General features: G+C 31.8%; 19 protein-coding genes. 7 read left to right on the forward strand and 12 right to left on the reverse strand.

Going from position 1 to position 15,577, the window contains the following annotated elements; all coding sequences use genetic code 11:
• Positions 1–329: 329 nt before the first annotated feature.
• Together MKY07_RS15655 and MKY07_RS15660 are read right to left on the reverse strand one after the other, a co-directional pair.
• A complete protein-coding gene (locus MKY07_RS15655) occupies positions 330–716 on the reverse strand; it encodes a DUF5071 domain-containing protein (RefSeq protein ID WP_339263021.1) in 387 nt (128 codons plus the stop codon).
• 757 nt (positions 717–1,473) lie between these two features.
• Entirely contained in the window at positions 1,474–1,938 is a 465-nt protein-coding gene (locus MKY07_RS15660) for a GNAT family N-acetyltransferase (RefSeq protein WP_065216824.1), read from the reverse strand.
• A 383-nt stretch (positions 1,939–2,321) separates the two neighbouring features.
• On the opposite strand from MKY07_RS15660, the gene MKY07_RS15665 reads away from it, so the two are divergent.
• Both MKY07_RS15665 and MKY07_RS15670 read left to right on the forward strand, forming a co-directional pair.
• Complete coding sequence (locus MKY07_RS15665; RefSeq protein ID WP_339263023.1) at positions 2,322–2,813, forward strand: DUF2716 domain-containing protein; 492 nt, start codon at positions 2,322–2,324, stop codon at positions 2,811–2,813.
• A 249-nt stretch (positions 2,814–3,062) separates the two neighbouring features.
• Positions 3,063–3,455 carry a hypothetical protein gene (locus MKY07_RS15670; RefSeq protein WP_339263025.1) on the forward strand — a complete coding sequence of 131 codons (393 nt, stop codon included), beginning with the start codon at positions 3,063–3,065 and terminating at the stop codon, positions 3,453–3,455.
• 281 nt (positions 3,456–3,736) lie between these two features.
• Here MKY07_RS15670 and MKY07_RS15675 read toward each other — a convergent pair whose 3' ends face one another.
• The gene (locus MKY07_RS15675; protein ID WP_339263027.1) at positions 3,737–4,180 is read right to left on the reverse strand and encodes a flavoprotein; all 444 of its coding nucleotides are present in this window, start codon (positions 4,178–4,180) and stop codon (positions 3,737–3,739) included.
• A 135-nt stretch (positions 4,181–4,315) separates the two neighbouring features.
• Positions 4,316–4,474 (reverse strand): hypothetical protein, encoded by a 159-nt coding sequence (locus MKY07_RS15680; protein WP_008405364.1) that lies wholly within the window; start codon positions 4,472–4,474, stop codon positions 4,316–4,318.
• A 685-nt stretch (positions 4,475–5,159) separates the two neighbouring features.
• Between MKY07_RS15680 and MKY07_RS15685 the strand changes: the two genes are divergently transcribed.
• Together MKY07_RS15685 and MKY07_RS15690 are read left to right on the forward strand one after the other, a co-directional pair.
• On the forward strand, positions 5,160–5,522 hold the full coding sequence (locus tag MKY07_RS15685; RefSeq protein WP_039966741.1) for a DUF2294 domain-containing protein: 363 nt from the start codon (positions 5,160–5,162) through the stop codon (positions 5,520–5,522).
• Positions 5,523–5,769: 247 nt separating this feature from the next.
• Positions 5,770–5,973 carry a hypothetical protein gene (locus MKY07_RS15690; protein ID WP_008405368.1) on the forward strand — a complete coding sequence of 68 codons (204 nt, stop codon included), beginning with the start codon at positions 5,770–5,772 and terminating at the stop codon, positions 5,971–5,973.
• Positions 5,974–6,677: 704 nt separating this feature from the next.
• On the opposite strand, the gene MKY07_RS15695 is transcribed toward MKY07_RS15690, so the two are convergent.
• Both MKY07_RS15695 and MKY07_RS15700 read right to left on the reverse strand, forming a co-directional pair.
• Positions 6,678–7,145 (reverse strand): hypothetical protein, encoded by a 468-nt coding sequence (locus tag MKY07_RS15695; RefSeq protein WP_339263030.1) that lies wholly within the window; start codon positions 7,143–7,145, stop codon positions 6,678–6,680.
• Positions 7,146–7,224: 79 nt separating this feature from the next.
• On the reverse strand, positions 7,225–7,446 hold the full coding sequence (locus tag MKY07_RS15700; protein WP_065216817.1) for an ATP-dependent Lon protease: 222 nt from the start codon (positions 7,444–7,446) through the stop codon (positions 7,225–7,227).
• Positions 7,447–8,756: 1,310 nt separating this feature from the next.
• Here MKY07_RS15700 and MKY07_RS15705 point away from each other — a divergent pair.
• Complete coding sequence (locus tag MKY07_RS15705) at positions 8,757–9,242, forward strand: hypothetical protein (protein WP_339263032.1); 486 nt, start codon at positions 8,757–8,759, stop codon at positions 9,240–9,242.
• A gap of 192 nt (positions 9,243–9,434) precedes the next feature.
• Here MKY07_RS15705 and MKY07_RS15710 read toward each other — a convergent pair whose 3' ends face one another.
• Positions 9,435–9,560 (reverse strand): SDR family oxidoreductase, encoded by a 126-nt coding sequence (locus MKY07_RS15710; protein WP_339263034.1) that lies wholly within the window; start codon positions 9,558–9,560, stop codon positions 9,435–9,437.
• A gap of 301 nt (positions 9,561–9,861) precedes the next feature.
• Here MKY07_RS15710 and MKY07_RS15715 point away from each other — a divergent pair, with 301 nt between their 5' ends.
• Positions 9,862–11,160, forward strand: a complete 1,299-nt coding sequence (locus MKY07_RS15715; RefSeq protein ID WP_339264661.1) for a GntP family permease — start codon at positions 9,862–9,864, stop codon at positions 11,158–11,160.
• Between the two features lie 408 nt (positions 11,161–11,568).
• On the opposite strand, the gene MKY07_RS15720 is transcribed toward MKY07_RS15715, so the two are convergent.
• On the reverse strand, positions 11,569–12,447 hold the full coding sequence (locus MKY07_RS15720) for a LysR family transcriptional regulator (RefSeq protein WP_339263036.1): 879 nt from the start codon (positions 12,445–12,447) through the stop codon (positions 11,569–11,571).
• A 95-nt stretch (positions 12,448–12,542) separates the two neighbouring features.
• On the opposite strand from MKY07_RS15720, the gene MKY07_RS15725 reads away from it, so the two are divergent.
• Positions 12,543–13,202, forward strand: coding sequence for a DUF6198 family protein (locus tag MKY07_RS15725; protein ID WP_339263039.1), 660 nt, complete (start codon positions 12,543–12,545; stop codon positions 13,200–13,202).
• Between the two features lie 173 nt (positions 13,203–13,375).
• Here the strand turns inward: MKY07_RS15725 and MKY07_RS15730 are convergent, their stop codons facing one another.
• The 4 genes from MKY07_RS15730 to MKY07_RS15745 form a co-directional block, all read right to left on the reverse strand.
• Positions 13,376–13,759, reverse strand: a complete 384-nt coding sequence (locus MKY07_RS15730; RefSeq protein ID WP_008405382.1) for a hypothetical protein — start codon at positions 13,757–13,759, stop codon at positions 13,376–13,378.
• Positions 13,756–13,968 carry a helix-turn-helix transcriptional regulator gene (locus MKY07_RS15735; RefSeq protein WP_155889476.1) on the reverse strand — a complete coding sequence of 71 codons (213 nt, stop codon included), beginning with the start codon at positions 13,966–13,968 and terminating at the stop codon, positions 13,756–13,758. The genes MKY07_RS15730 and MKY07_RS15735 overlap by 4 nt, the downstream gene beginning before the upstream one ends.
• A gap of 221 nt (positions 13,969–14,189) precedes the next feature.
• Positions 14,190–14,678 carry a magnesium transporter gene (locus MKY07_RS15740; RefSeq protein WP_339263043.1) on the reverse strand — a complete coding sequence of 163 codons (489 nt, stop codon included), beginning with the start codon at positions 14,676–14,678 and terminating at the stop codon, positions 14,190–14,192.
• A gap of 160 nt (positions 14,679–14,838) precedes the next feature.
• Positions 14,839–15,504: a DUF4097 family beta strand repeat-containing protein gene (locus MKY07_RS15745; RefSeq protein WP_339263045.1), complete on the reverse strand. Its 666-nt coding sequence runs from the start codon at positions 15,502–15,504 to the stop codon at positions 14,839–14,841.
• Positions 15,505–15,577: the final 73 nt, after the last annotated feature.

The following is a 15,577-nucleotide window of genomic DNA, read 5'->3' on the forward strand; positions in this document are numbered from 1 at the left end:
ATTGTGGAGCAACAATTTTTCGTGGGGGAGTCTTAGAGAAGATACAGATTTATACCGATAAAAGAATGGCTATACAAGTTTTTAGGCAATTTAAAGATCATGCCCCCAGCAAGTATAAAAGCCGCTTTAGCAACGTTTCATTGCCTTGCATAAAATCACGTAAAAACAATGTTCCATAAGAAAAGCGAGAAACGCTATTAAGTCAACGTTTCTCGCATTTTAGTGTATTCCCAAACTTTGATTTGGGAACGTTATTAGGTTTATATATGTATACGTTATAAATTCTTGTTGTACTAAAGTACATCGTTAGTGAAGTAAGAAGGGATGTTTTAGATTGTTTCCAAAATCTTTTTTGCTATTTCATCAAGTTCTTCTGCGAGTTCATTACCTGTAGGTGTTTCAGATACTCTTGTTAAATACTCTCTAAACTGAACTCTCGACTCTCTCGGCAATTCTATAACTAAATAATGTAAAATGAACCACTTCCAGTTATCATCATCAGAAGATAAAACATCTTGCACATATGGAACAATTTCTTCTGGAAAAGTTAAAAGTAGTTCTAACACGCTTGGTGCCACTGGCCAATTCATATCTTGAATCCATTCAAGGAGATTAGGCAATAAAGGCAATATTTTATCTCTATCCATTTTTTTAATCATTGCTACACTATCATTATCAAATTTATGTCTTGGCAAAAGACTTTCGAAATTCTCCATATACACCCACCCTCCTTGCTTACGATAGTTGAAGTTTAACATTCCCAATGAGTCATTTGGGAGCTTTATTTTGTATGTATTTGTATTACTCGAATAATTCAACAAATAAAAAGTTATTTTGAAGGGGGTGTTTCTTTAAACCGTTTAAGCAAAAATAAAATTAAGTTGTAGAAAACTAATGTGAAAAGAAAGAGAAAAAGATTATCCCCCCACTGAATCCCGTTATCTTGATAAATATTTAAAATAGTCATACTTATAAACAAAAGACTTGGAAATACAAGAGGACGTATATATTTATTTGTAAGAATGTTCTTAACCTCCTTTTTAATGGATTATTTATTATTCAATTTAAAAATGTTATAGCAATACTCTAGTCTAGACAATTAAAACAAAAGATGTTGTTAATTACAGTCTATTCCCGTACTCAAAATCGTATTTGGTACTTCTTTTTTATGTAAGGTAGTATACCACATGAATATGACTACCTCTTATTCCACAATCGGGCGCTATTATTGAATACCATTTTCCATGGGGTAGAGTCAGAAAAGATGCAGATTTTAAACGATAAGAAATATACTATACAAGTTTATATGCAAATTAAAGAACAAGCCTAGCAAGTATAAATTACCGTTCCATAACGGTTTTCGTCAACTGTAAAAAATGCTACATAACCATTGTTCATACAAATAGGCGCGAAACGTTGTTTTAACAACGTTCGTGCCTTTTTAATGTGTCCCCATACTTTGATTTGGAAACATTATTTTGTTTGAAGATGTGTAAGCGTATATTCCATAAGAGGATATATTCTCCCTGGAATAACTGTTGATTCAACATAAATTATTCTTTTTGCACCCATTTTCAAATAAAATTCATACGCGTTTGGATCACTATTAAAATGGAAGCTACTTAATCCATTTTCTGTTGCCTTCAGTAAAATATTTCCCCATAAAACTTTCCCTAAGCCTTGTCCAATGTATGTAGGGGCTACAAATAAGCTTTCTAATTCTTGCGTTTCTATGCACAAACAATAGAACCCTTTAATAGCCTTATCTTCTTCAAGCAGATAAATAACTTTTGACTGAATATCTTCTACTGTAATTATTAAAGCATCTTTCCATGCATTCATAAAATCATCTGAATAACCCCAATAGCCTTTTGCTTTAAAAGCTATATCTGTCAGTGTCGCTGCGTCCTCGACATTTGCTTTTCTTATCGTATTCATAACCTATTCCTCTTGATTCTTGTATTCATATGTTGCATTCGTTCCAATCGACAAATACTTACTTCCTGCATCAGTGCTTTGTGTTTGCTGCAACACCTAAAGTCATGCTACATGCCAGTGTAAGCACACTAATGAACATAACTATTTTCTTCATCGTTAAATCCCCTTTATTTTGTAATGCCCTGTACGGACGGAAAAAAAGAGAAATAGTTTCAACATTTTTTAAATTTATTTTGATAGGGTCAAATTGGCACGATTCTTCAATAAGAAAATTGCGTTTTTTCGTTATAGTGCCATATTGTTGAATAACATAGTAAGCAAGTAAGGTTAACAAGAAATGTTATAATGGACATACAAAAAGGAATGTTAAGGAGAGTATTTATTTGGAAAATTGGCTTGAATTATCCGAAGCAGAGTATGAAAAAGTGTGGAATAAAATGTGTGAAGTTTTGAACTTTAAACCAAGTACCTCCAATTTCCCTTCTTTTGAAGTACCTACTCCTTTCATCACCTACGATATTTCCATTTATTTTGAACATTCTAATGAATTAGGAGCTTATGATGACTTGGAAGAAAAAGCACTACTTGTATTTAAAGAAAATACATCACGAGATGATTATCTTTATGCTTTGGATTGGCAGCATGAATGTTATTGGATAAATCCAGGTTTGGAATTTGAAAAAGATGAGTTCGATGAATTGAAGGTACCAGTCTTCCCAAATGGAGATTATTATTTCTTTATTCATAAGGATTTTGAATGGGGATATTTAGGACACCCTTGGGAAAAAACCATAACTATTTTTGGAGAAGGGCTAATAAAAGGTTTTGAAAAACATCAACCAAAAATGTTCCAGAAAATATTACGTCAGGGGTAAAACCCTCTTCAACTAAACCAGCTTATAGAAGCTGGTTTGTGCTTTTTTCAGCTAAAGGGCGAATTTCTTAAATAAGAAAAGTCTTTATTCAATTATAAGGCCATTTAAATAGGAGTGAAAATATCGCATTGATTTGTTTAGAAGGCGCAAGTGCAGTAGTGTATAGAAAGTCAGTTACAAAAAACGGTTCATTTGTATACAACTAGAAAATATTACCCTAAAATAGAATTAGAAAGGCAGGGTTTACATATGAAAAAGTTATTATATTTAGGGGCATTATCAGTAATACTACTTACAGCTTGCGAAGAAGCAAAACCAGCCACAGAACTAATTGAAGTTGAATCACCACAGGCAGAATTAAAAAATGAAGCAATCGAATTAGATATTGTTGATGTTAACGAAAATAAAGTCGAAGTAGGTACTAAGGTTTTCTCTAAAGGTATTGTATCTAGAATAGTTACAGAAGAAAGTCTCGAATTTGAATTTGTACTTACAACAGAAGGTGAAAATCCAGGTATGTATGGAATTGATGATTACGCATTAGCTGACACAAAATATGGTGCTGAGATAACAGTTTACGGTACATATAAGGGACTAGGTTCCATGGGAGTCCCTATTATATCAGCTATTGTAGTAGAATAAATCAGATTATCTCTCACAATAGTCTTGTCGCTGCTCTATTATTTAGAAATGTTTCATTACATTCCAAAATAAAAGTTTTGGGACACAGAAAACCAAACTTCAACAAACTGGTGTGATTCTTCAATGAGAAGATCGCGTTTTTCCGTTATAGGGCCAGATTGTTGAATAACATTTTCCATGGGGCAGCGTCAGAAAAGAGGCAGATTTACAACGATATGAAATATATTATACAAATTTTTATGCAAATTCACTCATAAGCCATTAGATATTTACTTAAGTCACTATTTTTGCTGCAATAATGAACCATCTTGTTTATCGTATATTTTGTAATGTATACCAAATTCAGAACCTTCATAATAGGTAACTTCACAATACGCAGTTTTTAATGAGCCTTTATCCCAATTCTTTGGAGGAACACTAAAAAATACATCTTCTGAAAATAGAATATCTAAATAAGAATCTTTTGTACTTTCCCAATAGTCAACTGTACAAGCACCTTTTACTATTTCGTGTTCTCCTTTTAAAATTTTAGGCATTACTGTTAGTGCATCCCAAAACACAGCAAGAGATAAAAGGCTAATTAATATGAGTACAATTTGGATTACATAATATTTTAAAAACGATAAGGGTTCTTTTTTTTGATTCTTTCTCATATATAAAATGCCCACAATGCATACAGTAAAGCCTAAAATTGTTAGTAAAAATGCACCTAGTAGTTCTATCATTTCAATTTAACACCTTCTAAAATCATTAATTTAATACTAAAAAATATTATAATATAAAAACGCACCAAAAGCGGCATTTGGGAATGGTTTTTGCATCTTATGTTTTAAAGCTGACTCATAGGTACGAATCAAAATTTACTTTGTTTTATTGAAAAGAATTAGACCACCTTGAATAAATAAAAATACTCCGATAAATTTCACTGTAATTTGCCATAAAAGATGAAATTCGTAAACATAGATACTCATTATTTTAGCGCCAATTAATAGTAATATTAAACCTAATAATTTTTTCAAAGTTTTTCCCCTTTTTTTATTGCAACTTATTAATATACAATTTCAATAAAAATGTTAATTCTCCCTAAAACGTTACCGGAACGCATAAAACTAATGTCAGTCGTTAGTCAATACTCGGGCGCAATTCGGTAGTGACCCCTTAAAAGTAGAATTTTGGTCTCTTTTAAGATATTATCTTCTAACTTTCTTTATATCTTAATTATATAAAATAAATGGCCTTCACTTGAGGGCTTATTCTTGTTTATGAATATAAATTTAATTATCTTAACCTTGACAGAGAGTTAACTATATATTATATATTATAAATAGAGTTTTATCCGTTCATTACCTTAGTTTGATAGTCAATATTTTGGACATTGATTATTAATCTACAAGGGAAAAAAGAACATCAATTATAAATAATAGGTAGACATTTTAAAGAACCTAGATAAGGTTAGTTAAAAGTAAACCGACAATTTTAAAAGTAAATGGTTTGATATTTGAGACCATTATTTTTTGATTGTCGGTTTTTTTATTTTCTTAGTAATGAAAGCTATAGACTTGTTAGAAATGATATAGGAAACTAAACTTATATGTGCCATTTAGGAGGAAATATGCTTTTGGCTTATAGTTAAACTAGAGGTAACAAAGACTATAAAATAAATGTATAACGATTAATTGTGGAATGGAAGGGATAGAAGTCATTATGGATAAAACAAAAGGTGCTCTTGAAGCCGAAATCAGTAAAGTGTTAACTCATTGGGAGAAAAGTTACCTTGGGCGCGGTTCAGTATCGGTTAAGTCAGATATCTTGCGAGATATGGTAGTTGTTGTGTTAGGTGGTGTCTTAACACCTGCTGAATATGCAGTATGCCAAGATAAAGAGGGCCTATTATCTGTCAAAAAAATGCGAAATAGCTTGGTGGAATCGGGTGTAGAAGGAATAAAAGAAGCAATACTAACCATAACAGGTATAGAAGTGGTGAGTTTTTATAGTGATTTGAGTACAATAACTGGAGAACGCATTATGATCTTTAAGCTTTCAGAGGATTTGCAAAGTAAATTATGATCTAACAATTGCATGTAGTCATTTCTTTAGAAATGTCTCAAGGATTTAACGTAGGGCAAGGAATTACCAAGTGGAGTGTTTCGATGGTCCGAGGGCAGAGAAACTCTAACTGCTAGTACGCGAACTACTGTTATTTTAATTAGTCAAATACCCTATTTACTTCAAATCTAAAATTAACAGTCTTCTTAGGGAAAGAAAAGATTTATATCCCTCAGTATAATAGAGGATAAAGGAGGATTAATTTGATATGGATAAGAGTAAGACATCAGTACCTCACTTAGATACAAGACTAAATAACCATCCTGAACTTTACGATAATGAAATCCATCTAAAAATAAAGGAAACGATAGCTAAAAACAAAGAAATAATAGAGAAAAATCGTGAAATTAAGGAAGTATTAAATTATCTATCCTCTAAATTTGCTGATGATTTGAAAAAAACAACAGAATAAGTTTTTCTTTTTACTTCAACAATTGGGCACAATTCTTGAAAAAGGAATGGCGCCTTCATCAGTTAAAGGGCCATATGATTGAATAACATTTTCCATGCGGTGTGTCAGAAAAGATGCAGATTTAAAATGATAAGAAATATACTATACAAGTTTTTATCCAAATTAAAGACAAGCCCAGCAAGTATATACACCGTTCCATCCAGGGTTTGCATTATCTGTATAAAATATTGCATAACCTAACCTAATGTTCATAAAAAAGGCACGAACGTTGTTTTAACTACGTTCGTGCCTTTTTAATGTGTCCCTATACTTTTGTTGGGAAACGTTATTTAATTTTATTTTGTATAATTATAATTCATTGCTGATTATAAACTTTTTATCAGCTTTACTTATTATGATTCTTATAGTTTTTTTCATGAGCGTAAACTTCATTTTCCGTTTGTAACCAATTACTAATAGCAGTTATAATTAATGCAAAAATCCCAAGTAATATAAAAGCTATACTATAATGTCCTAAAAAAAATAAAATTAATCCAGTAATTAGTAGTAATATCACTAAAATTATTGACCATATTTTTAATTTTTCCTTTTTCTTTTTAATCTACTCCTCCCCCTTCTTTAAACGTTATACCTCATTATTAATTTGTATTATTTTACCATAAATTAAATTAAACATGTATCTATATATCTGATGCCAACCTTATTTACTGAAGTGTAGGGTCAGGTAGCATTAAATCCTCTTCTGCTTGCTCTAGAAATAGTTGATATTCATCATACACTTCTTTTAGCGCTTTATATGCTTGTTCATGCTGTTCAGGTGTTTCTGCTGCCATATATTTTTCTAAAATAACAGCAAAATCTGCTCTTGCATCATTGTATTCATCGTAATACTTATCATATATCTTTTGTTCCGTTGTGAGTCCAACACCTGCTCGATTAGAAATCGTAGAAAACATAACATTTAAATCCTCGAGCATTTCCTTTCGTTCGTCATCTTCATAATTATCATCGTTCTCATGAAGTTCGATTACTTTTCCAATTGGAGAAGCCAATAATTCTAAAGAATAGTAAGGAATCTGTCGATATTCAAGAATTGTTTGATGTTGCTTGTACATAAATACAATTATGCTAATTCCGATAACCCCTATAATCACAAACTTCCATTTTTTCAACTTAACCACCTCTGTTTAGAAAAGTATAACTGAACTTGCTTAAATAAAGTTACTAATGCAGTGTTTAGGAATATTAATTCTAATCCAATTGATCTCTTTCTTTTATATACCTCTCGACCGCTTGTTTTACTTTGTCATTGTTATTGGCTGGAACTACTTGTTTATGAATTTCATTAATTAAAATAAATGACCTAAAAATAACACCGATAATAATTGCACATAAGATATAAATTCCTAATGGACCTAGAAAAGCTAATATACCTAAAAATCCAGCGAATAAAATTGCTAAAAATAATTTCACAAAACTCCCCCTCAATTTTTTACTTTAATTATCAATTTTCGAATGTTGAATAAAGTAAAATCAATTTGGTAATTTCTATCCAACCCAATTATAGTCCAATTCCATTCGCAAAATGGTATTTGGAGACATCTTTGAGCTTAACGCTGTAAATTTTTATGCCATAATGGGGCGCTTTTCTTGAATAAGAACAGTGCATTATTAAATTATAGAACCATATTTTGGAGCAACACTTTTCTTGAATTTTGTTAGAAAAAGGGAATTATCTCAATGAATTCAGAAAATTGAAACTTTTACTGTCTATATCCGTATAAATAGTTAGTATCATAAAATTTTTAAAAGGGGGATTTAAATGCGAACTCACTACTCGCCTCGTCTAATCTTATTAGTGTTCGCCATATTAACTCTTATTAGTATCCCTGTTTTGGGGGCAATATTTCCTGTGTTCTATGTTCAAACATTTATATTTGATAGATTGGCAATCATACTTTATCCAGATGGAATGAACTTTAGATTAGTAATGGCTGCATGTTTTATATTATTTATCGGATTTATTATCCCGCTAATTAAACAGAACAAATTAACTTATAGCCTATTCACCATTTTTATTGCAGGTGGACTCTTTGTTTTCTATATATCGATCTTAAGTTATACATATATAGGAAAAGAACATGTGGTCTCAAATAAATTATTCGATGAAAAAAACGTTTCAATGGTCTTAAATTGAAGAAGTAGTTTTTGAATACTATGTTGAAGATATAGGTATGCATGAAGAATACATTTTTACTTCAGTTGATGGAAATTCAATTCGAATTCCTTTAAATGATCAGTTCCTACAAGAAGATAAAAGTGAAATTTATAGGGTAGCTAAACAAAATAATGTTCAATTTATTGAACAGGAGAAAAGGTAAAATCCTTATTGGAGGGTACTTAAAAGCTGTATAACTAATACTCATAAGAAAAGGCATGGAAGCTGTTTTAACAACTTCCATGCCTTTTTAATGTACCGCCAAACTTTCATTCAGGAACGGTATTGGGTTTATATGTATACGTGATAAAACATTGTTAAACATCTAACAAGTTCCCAATTAGATGGTATACAGATGATTTAATTAACTGTATACTTCCAAATATATACAATTAAATTAAAATGTATATATACAAGTTAAACCTAAAAACATTCATAAGTTTGCAATTAGAGGACCATATTTGTAATCAGAATTTTAAATTCTATTCATTTGAACGTATGAAAGTAGATCGTAGCCTAATTAAAGATTTTTAGGCACCTTTATTTAAGAAAAGGAGGAACTCGTTTGTTTTTATATCATATGATTATTCACAAAGATATCTACGAAAATATAAGTCCCCAAATCGTATTAAAGGAAGGATTAAATTACAAGACGTCAACCAAATGGTATTCCAAGGGTGCTAATCTATTTCCAGATTTAACTGAGCGGTTCAGACCAGCAAATTTACCAAATTGGATTGATTTTAAAGTTGCTTTCATAGTAGACTTGGAAGTCGACGAAGCTCCTCATTATCGATTTCCAGTGTTTAGTGATAAAATTTTAGTTTTTAACCGAGATATAACAAGTAATTTATTTGCTTATATTGAAGACATGTATGATGGTGGCAAAGGACGTATTATTGAGGGATTGCCTTCAAAGGAAGATTTAATGAAAAATTATTGGGCAAGTATGAAAACTCTTGAAGATTATTTAAATCATAAGCCTTATAATAACCCTGAAGTTTATATTTTTGAGCAAGTTCCAGCAAAGTTAATTGACTATATAGAGTAAATAACTGTTTTACAATCGTGCGCTCATCCATACGCACCCGACTTGTGCGTTCTTTTTACTCTACAGGAAGTCGTGGTTAAAAGATAAAAATCTCTCAAAAATGCTAAATAAATCAAAACAGACGATATAGAATTTTCTACATCGTCTGTTTTTTAATACCTATATGATATTTAAATGATCAACTAAAAGGAATTACATACCACCAGTGACAGGAATTGATTCACCTGTAATGGCTCCAGCACCTTCAGAAGCTAGGAATACAGCAGTTTTTCCGATTTCAGATGGTTCAAGTAAACGCTTAATCCATTGTTTACCCAAGATGTGATGGCCTAATGCTTCTTCCGATCATATCCATAATATTTACTCCTTTTATTAGAAAACATTTCACTTGAAAATTCTAAAATGAGATTTCTAATGCGACTACTTTAGAGAAACCAGTTTGTCCTGCTTTAGCAGCACAGTAAGCTGATTTGTAAGCATCCGGAATACGACCGTGAGCAGATACGATGACGATAACCAATTAGTTATAGAGCGAATAATGGAATTAGTATGAGTAAAAGAGTCCTAATTATGACATAATCTCTTAGGAATTATTTAATTAGTATGATGACCTTTAGGCATAGTCGTAGCGATTATCTTTATCATATTGATGGCAATGAAAGGATATAACATTATTTATATTGCCCCGCTAGCATCGATTATCGTAATTTTAACGAACCAAATGGACTTCTTCTCTTCTCTAATTGGTAAAGAGAATTCATATATGACAGGTCTTACCGGATTTGTTGTGAATTTTTTTGCAGTGTTTTTACTTGGTTCTATTTTGGCCAAGTATATGGAACAGAGTGGAGCTGCTCAATCCATTGCACAAAAAGTATTATCGATTACAGGAACAGAAAAGCCGTTTTCTGTATTAGTTGCAATTTTCTTAATTAGTTCGATTCTCACATTCGGTGGAATAAGTTTATTCGTAGTGTTATTCGTGATTATCCCACTAGCAAGACCTTTATTTAAACAATTAAATATCGCATGGAACTTAATTGTCATCCCTGTTTACATTGGAATTGGTACTTTCACAATGACAATGTTACCGGGAACGCCTTCGATTCAAAATGTTGTACCCATCCCATATTTAGGGACAACTTTGACTGCAGCACCTCTTTTAGGGATTATCGGTTCAGTAGTAGCCGTAACGTTCGGATTATGGTATATGAACTATACATTAAATAAGAGTCTTGCAAATGGGGAAACATATGCCCAATTTCACGCTGATGATCAATCCAAACATGAGCTAAAAGAGAAGACACCTTCATTTATTATGAGTATTATCCCAATTTTGCTCCTTATGGTAGTGAATTTAACAGGGAGTGCATTGGAAATTCCAAACACAATTTTAATCGGCTTAGGAGTAGCAGTAATTTCATGTGCTATTTGTTACCACAAGTATATTCCTTCTCAAAAGGCAGTATTGAATGCGGGGGGGCAAAGTTCAATTAATCCAATTTTCCTTACTTCTTCAGCAGTAGCATTTGGGATTGTTGTAACTACAGCGCCAGGCTTCAAATTTATTTCCGATTTAATATTAGGTATACCTGGTGACCCGCTTGTTAGCTTATCGGTTGCAGCCGGTGCACTATCAGGAATAACAGGATCATCATCCGGAGCATTAGGTATTGTAATGGAAGTATTTGCGGAAACTTATTTAGCTATGGGTGTGAGTCCGGAAGCAATGCACCGTGTTAGAGCAATTGCATCTTCTGCATTAACGATTATGCCGCACACTGGTGTAGTTTTATCACTATTAGCACTTTCAGGATTAACACATAAAAACAGTTTCAAGTACCAATTCATTACTATGACATTTGCAAATATATTTGCTCTAATATCGGTAATTGTTGCAGCCATTATCATTTATTAAATTGTATATTGTTAAACAACTCAAAATAAGAACATAATAAAAAAGAGGGTGGGACATAACCCAAAAATGCCATTTTTCTCTTAGAGAAAATGGCATTTTTTTGCTGAGCGTAAAAATTGATTTCCATTCCGGGACGCTTTCCGCGGGCGTGAGGCCAACAGGATGTTGGTCACAAAAGCGTTGCCACAGGACGTGGCGCTCTTAGCTTTTGTTCCTAGTCTCAGGCGTCACGCTATTCCCGCAGGAGTCGCCCTCCATTCCAATCAATTTCATAAAATATCCGTTTCTTAATAAGGTTTTTCTCCTTAGTTTATGAAATTTCTACTTCTGTCCCAACCTCTTTCTTTTATTTCAATATAAATGAACAATATTAACAATAACTGAACTACTTTAAGACGGTAATTAATCTCATGTATTCGATTTAAATAAAGCAATAAAGTTCCTGCAAATAGGAGAGAATGTGGCTTCTTGCTTGTAAAATAATTTCGGCTGAATCGCAATTTCTAATTCAGGTAAATCAACAAAATGAATTCCATCCACATACCCTAGCTGAATTTTAGGTAATATACTGATTCCTACTTCTTTAGCAACTAAATACTGGGCAATGGTAATATCTTTACACTTAGCAACAATATTTAAGGAAATGTTCTTTTCTTTAAGATAATATATAATATTTTCTAACATCGAATACCCTTCCATCGCTTCTAACGAAATAAACGGGAACTTCATTAAGTTTTGGATTGATACCACATCTAGATCAATCTCATTCGACCAATTCTTTGGTACAGCCAATGCAAAAGGACTAGGTGTTAAGGGAAATTCTTCGTACTGTTCACTATTTTCCGGTGCTAAAATAACAGCTATATCTATTTCATTATTAAATAACATTTGTTCTAATTTTTCGGAATCCCCTTTGAAAATTTGTAATTCTACTTTAGGGTAGCTTTGAGAAAATTGCCGTATGACATCCCCTACTAAATGTATACAGCTTGAAGAAACCCCAACACGTAATTGCCCCACTTCACCTTGCATCATATAATCCATTTTTACGTCAAACATTTCCATTTGCTGAAGCATATGAGTTGCATGATTATATAGCATTTGTCCAGCTTCAGTAATCTCCCATTTTTGACGATATCGCTTAATTAATGATGTACCGTAACGTTCTTCAATTTGTTTTAATAACATACTTAATGGTGGCTGTGCCATATGTAATACTTCGGCAGCCTTTGAAATGCTTCCCTGATCAACTATTTCTTTAAAATAGCGTAATTGACGTAAATCCACTTAACCACCTCATATATATAATATATATCTTTATTATTAATTATATATTTTTCATTTAAAATTTCAAAGAGTATACTATTTGTAGGAGGGGAAATATGAATCATACAATCATAATTTCAAAAAGAATTAGCATTTACATAATTGGTTTATTTCTACTTTCACTTGGTGCTACCTTTTCAATTTTGGCAGGTATCGGTGTTTCTCCTGTAACCTCTTTACCTTATGCACTTGCTTTAACTACACCTTTGTCAGTTGGTATTACAACCGTATTAGCTAATTTTGTTTTTATAATTTTACAAGCAATCATTTTAAAAGAAATACGGTGGAAGAACTTTTTCATACAATTAATTATTTCCTTTTTATTCGGTTTTTTTATGGATTTCACGATTTGGTTAACAAAAGGCTTACCTGAAGCAACTTCAATTGTTCTTATTATTGTGTATTTAGCAATAAGCTTAATACTTGTTGCCTTAGCTTTACTGTTATATTTCACAGCAAATTTACCGACGATGCCATATGATTCACTTACATATGTCATTGCGAACACATGGAAGACACCATTTAGTAAAGCAAAAATTACTAGTGACATGCTAAACGTCGTTCTTTCACTTGTGATTTGTTTACTATTTATTCAATCCTTTGGCGCAATTGGTATAGGTACGTTCATTGCTGCCTATGGTATTGGAAAAATGGTGGGTATTTTGCTTCACAAACTTCAACCCTCATTAAAGCAATGGGTGTATAAAAACAACTAAAATTATTCAAGTAAATGCGATTGCTGCTGCTAATAAATCTTTTTACTTTGATAATAAAAAAAGCCAGGGAATTTCCCCGGCTTTTACTTGTTTATACTCAAACCTTTTATTGTGTAACTTACTTCTGATTACAAACCCCAATCCCAATTGTATTCTTTTATATAGATTAAACATTAAATGAGTTTCGAATAAATAACCATTGTTAGTGGGATGGATGTAGTCATTATACAAAATAAAATAGTTAAAACATGTGTGGCACTTAAAGTGTTAGGTTCTAGTGCTCCAACTATTAGAAATAAAATTGTAATTGTCGCAAATAACGTAAAATAATTTGCTGTCATACTCTTGCCTATAATTTCTTTAGTACGCTCGTCTTTCGGATATAAATGTGGCGATAAATAAGCCATCATTAATGCACTTGTTCCCAAGAAAAAAGCCATAATTCCTTCTGGAAATTCACCATTTGCAATATACGGGTAATTAATATAAATACTTAATGGAATCATTATGATAGCTAAAAATAGGTATATTAGTTGATTTTCTCGTGCTTTTTTCACTCAACATCCCCCTCATAAATAAATACATCTTCAATCCTGCAGTTGAAAATTTCAGCCAGTTTAAAAGCTAAAATAATAGATGGATTATATTTTTCCTTTTCAAGTGAAATAATGGTTTGTCTTGAAACGGAAAGCTTTTCTGCCAACTGATCCTGCGTCATACTGTATTGAGCTCGTAAAACCTTAATATTATTTTTGATGTAAATCATCCTTTTTATGTAAAGTTTGTTTTACTTTAAGTAAAGCATACTTTACATTCTTTTAAATAACAAGTTACCAAATTTTCGTTTGCTGACTTCCTTCCTATTCATAAGTAGCATAAAAACAAAAAACCCCCCACTTAATTAAAAATGGGAGGTGTTGGTACCCTAACTTTTATTTGTGAACGGTTGTTTGGATAGGATTGTATAGACTTAGAATAAATATTTTTTTACTTTTCGATTACTATACAATATTGCTCTTTATAGTTTTCATGGTTCCAATTGTACATTTGTAACAGATGATCGAGAGATAATTCGCTATAATTTAGCCTACTATACGGTATATTAAGTGCATTGTCTTCATGACCAATCCATACTCGCCATAGTTCGATGACCTGTCCTTCTCTAATATTATCTTTTAAGTAATCCAATAATTGCTTTACTCTTAATTCTGAATAGTTAAAACTCACTTCATAAATGAATGAATAGCCCGTATATTCACTTACATCATAGTAACTGCCTTCGTTAATAACCAACTCATTTAAATCTTCTTCATTTTCAACAAATAATACTTGGCTATTCGGGTCCATCTTCTCCCAAGGCACCAATTCATGCGGTTTTATTTTCAATTCAATCGCTTCTTTGACCGTCATATACTTTGCTTTGGATTCTATTTCAGGCATTTCAAAATTTGTTGCGATAAATGAACAAGAACTCATTTAAATACCTCCAAGATTTAGATTTTATAACATTTTAATTTACTTTTTAGGTTTAAGCTTTAGTGTTCCGCTTCCCTACAAGAAATTGCTTTAAATACTAGCTTAATTGGACGGGAACTGTCTACACATTTCGAAATGATAATTTATGAAATCGATTTAATTAATTTAAATTTATATTTCCTGATTTCGTTTCAATTCCCATCCTATTATTACCGTTTCCTGATGAACCTTGTAATCCCTTCTTAGTTTGTGAAGTTTTATTTAGCGTTAGATTTATTGATTGCCTTCCACTATTTGTACGGATATCTAAATATAAGTTGGGTTGTTTTTCATCAATAATTACGGATATATTACCGCTTGTAGTAGCTAATTCTACATCATTACTAATTTTTAAAAAATGAAGTTTAATATTACCACTGCTTGCTCGTATATCAATTTCATTTTGAGCAAGATCCTCCCCATATATATTTCCAGAAGAGCCATCCAAAATTACTTTTCCATTGAATTCGGAAGGGATCCTAACTTCTAAAGTCGGCTTTTTTCTAAGATTAAATAATCGTGTAATATCATTGTCTAAATCAATTGATAATCGTTTGGATGACTTATCTAATATGACGCCCGGTCCATTATCGTAAACAGTTAGAAATGTTTCGAGTTCATCCGATTCGCTTGGAAAGAAATTAACATCGGTACTCGCAAAATTTATTATTATTTCCTCAACATCGTTTAGAGATTCTTTACTAACAACTATATCCTCCTCCCCTGTTGAACAGCCTGTAAGTATAAATAATACGAATAACAATTTTAAGCTTATTGATTTTAACATATTACAACCTCCTGACTAGAATTATATAAAATGACGTATGGTCACTTACAAACTTTATGTAGTGAAAAATAAA

This window comes from Solibacillus sp. FSL W7-1472, assembly GCF_037969775.1.
In the GTDB taxonomy this organism is placed as follows: domain Bacteria; phylum Bacillota; class Bacilli; order Bacillales_A; family Planococcaceae; genus Solibacillus; species Solibacillus silvestris.

Coding starts and splice junctions, on each gene's coding strand:
- MKY07_RS15655 (WP_339263021.1), bottom strand. CDS start 716: ATGGAGAATTTCGAAAGTCTTTTGCCAAGACATAAATTTGATAATGAT.
- MKY07_RS15660 (WP_065216824.1), bottom strand. CDS start 1,938: ATGAATACGATAAGAAAAGCAAATGTCGAGGACGCAGCGACACTGACA.
- MKY07_RS15670 (WP_339263025.1), top strand. CDS start 3,063: ATGAAAAAGTTATTATATTTAGGGGCATTATCAGTAATACTACTTACA.
- MKY07_RS15675 (WP_339263027.1), bottom strand. CDS start 4,180: ATGATAGAACTACTAGGTGCATTTTTACTAACAATTTTAGGCTTTACT.
- MKY07_RS15685 (WP_039966741.1), top strand. CDS start 5,160: ATGGATAAAACAAAAGGTGCTCTTGAAGCCGAAATCAGTAAAGTGTTA.
- MKY07_RS15690 (WP_008405368.1), top strand. CDS start 5,770: ATGGATAAGAGTAAGACATCAGTACCTCACTTAGATACAAGACTAAAT.
- MKY07_RS15725 (WP_339263039.1), top strand. CDS start 12,543: ATGAATCATACAATCATAATTTCAAAAAGAATTAGCATTTACATAATT.
- MKY07_RS15735 (WP_155889476.1), bottom strand. CDS start 13,968: ATGATTTACATCAAAAATAATATTAAGGTTTTACGAGCTCAATACAGT.
- MKY07_RS15740 (WP_339263043.1), bottom strand. CDS start 14,678: ATGAGTTCTTGTTCATTTATCGCAACAAATTTTGAAATGCCTGAAATA.
- MKY07_RS15745 (WP_339263045.1), bottom strand. CDS start 15,504: ATGTTAAAATCAATAAGCTTAAAATTGTTATTCGTATTATTTATACTT.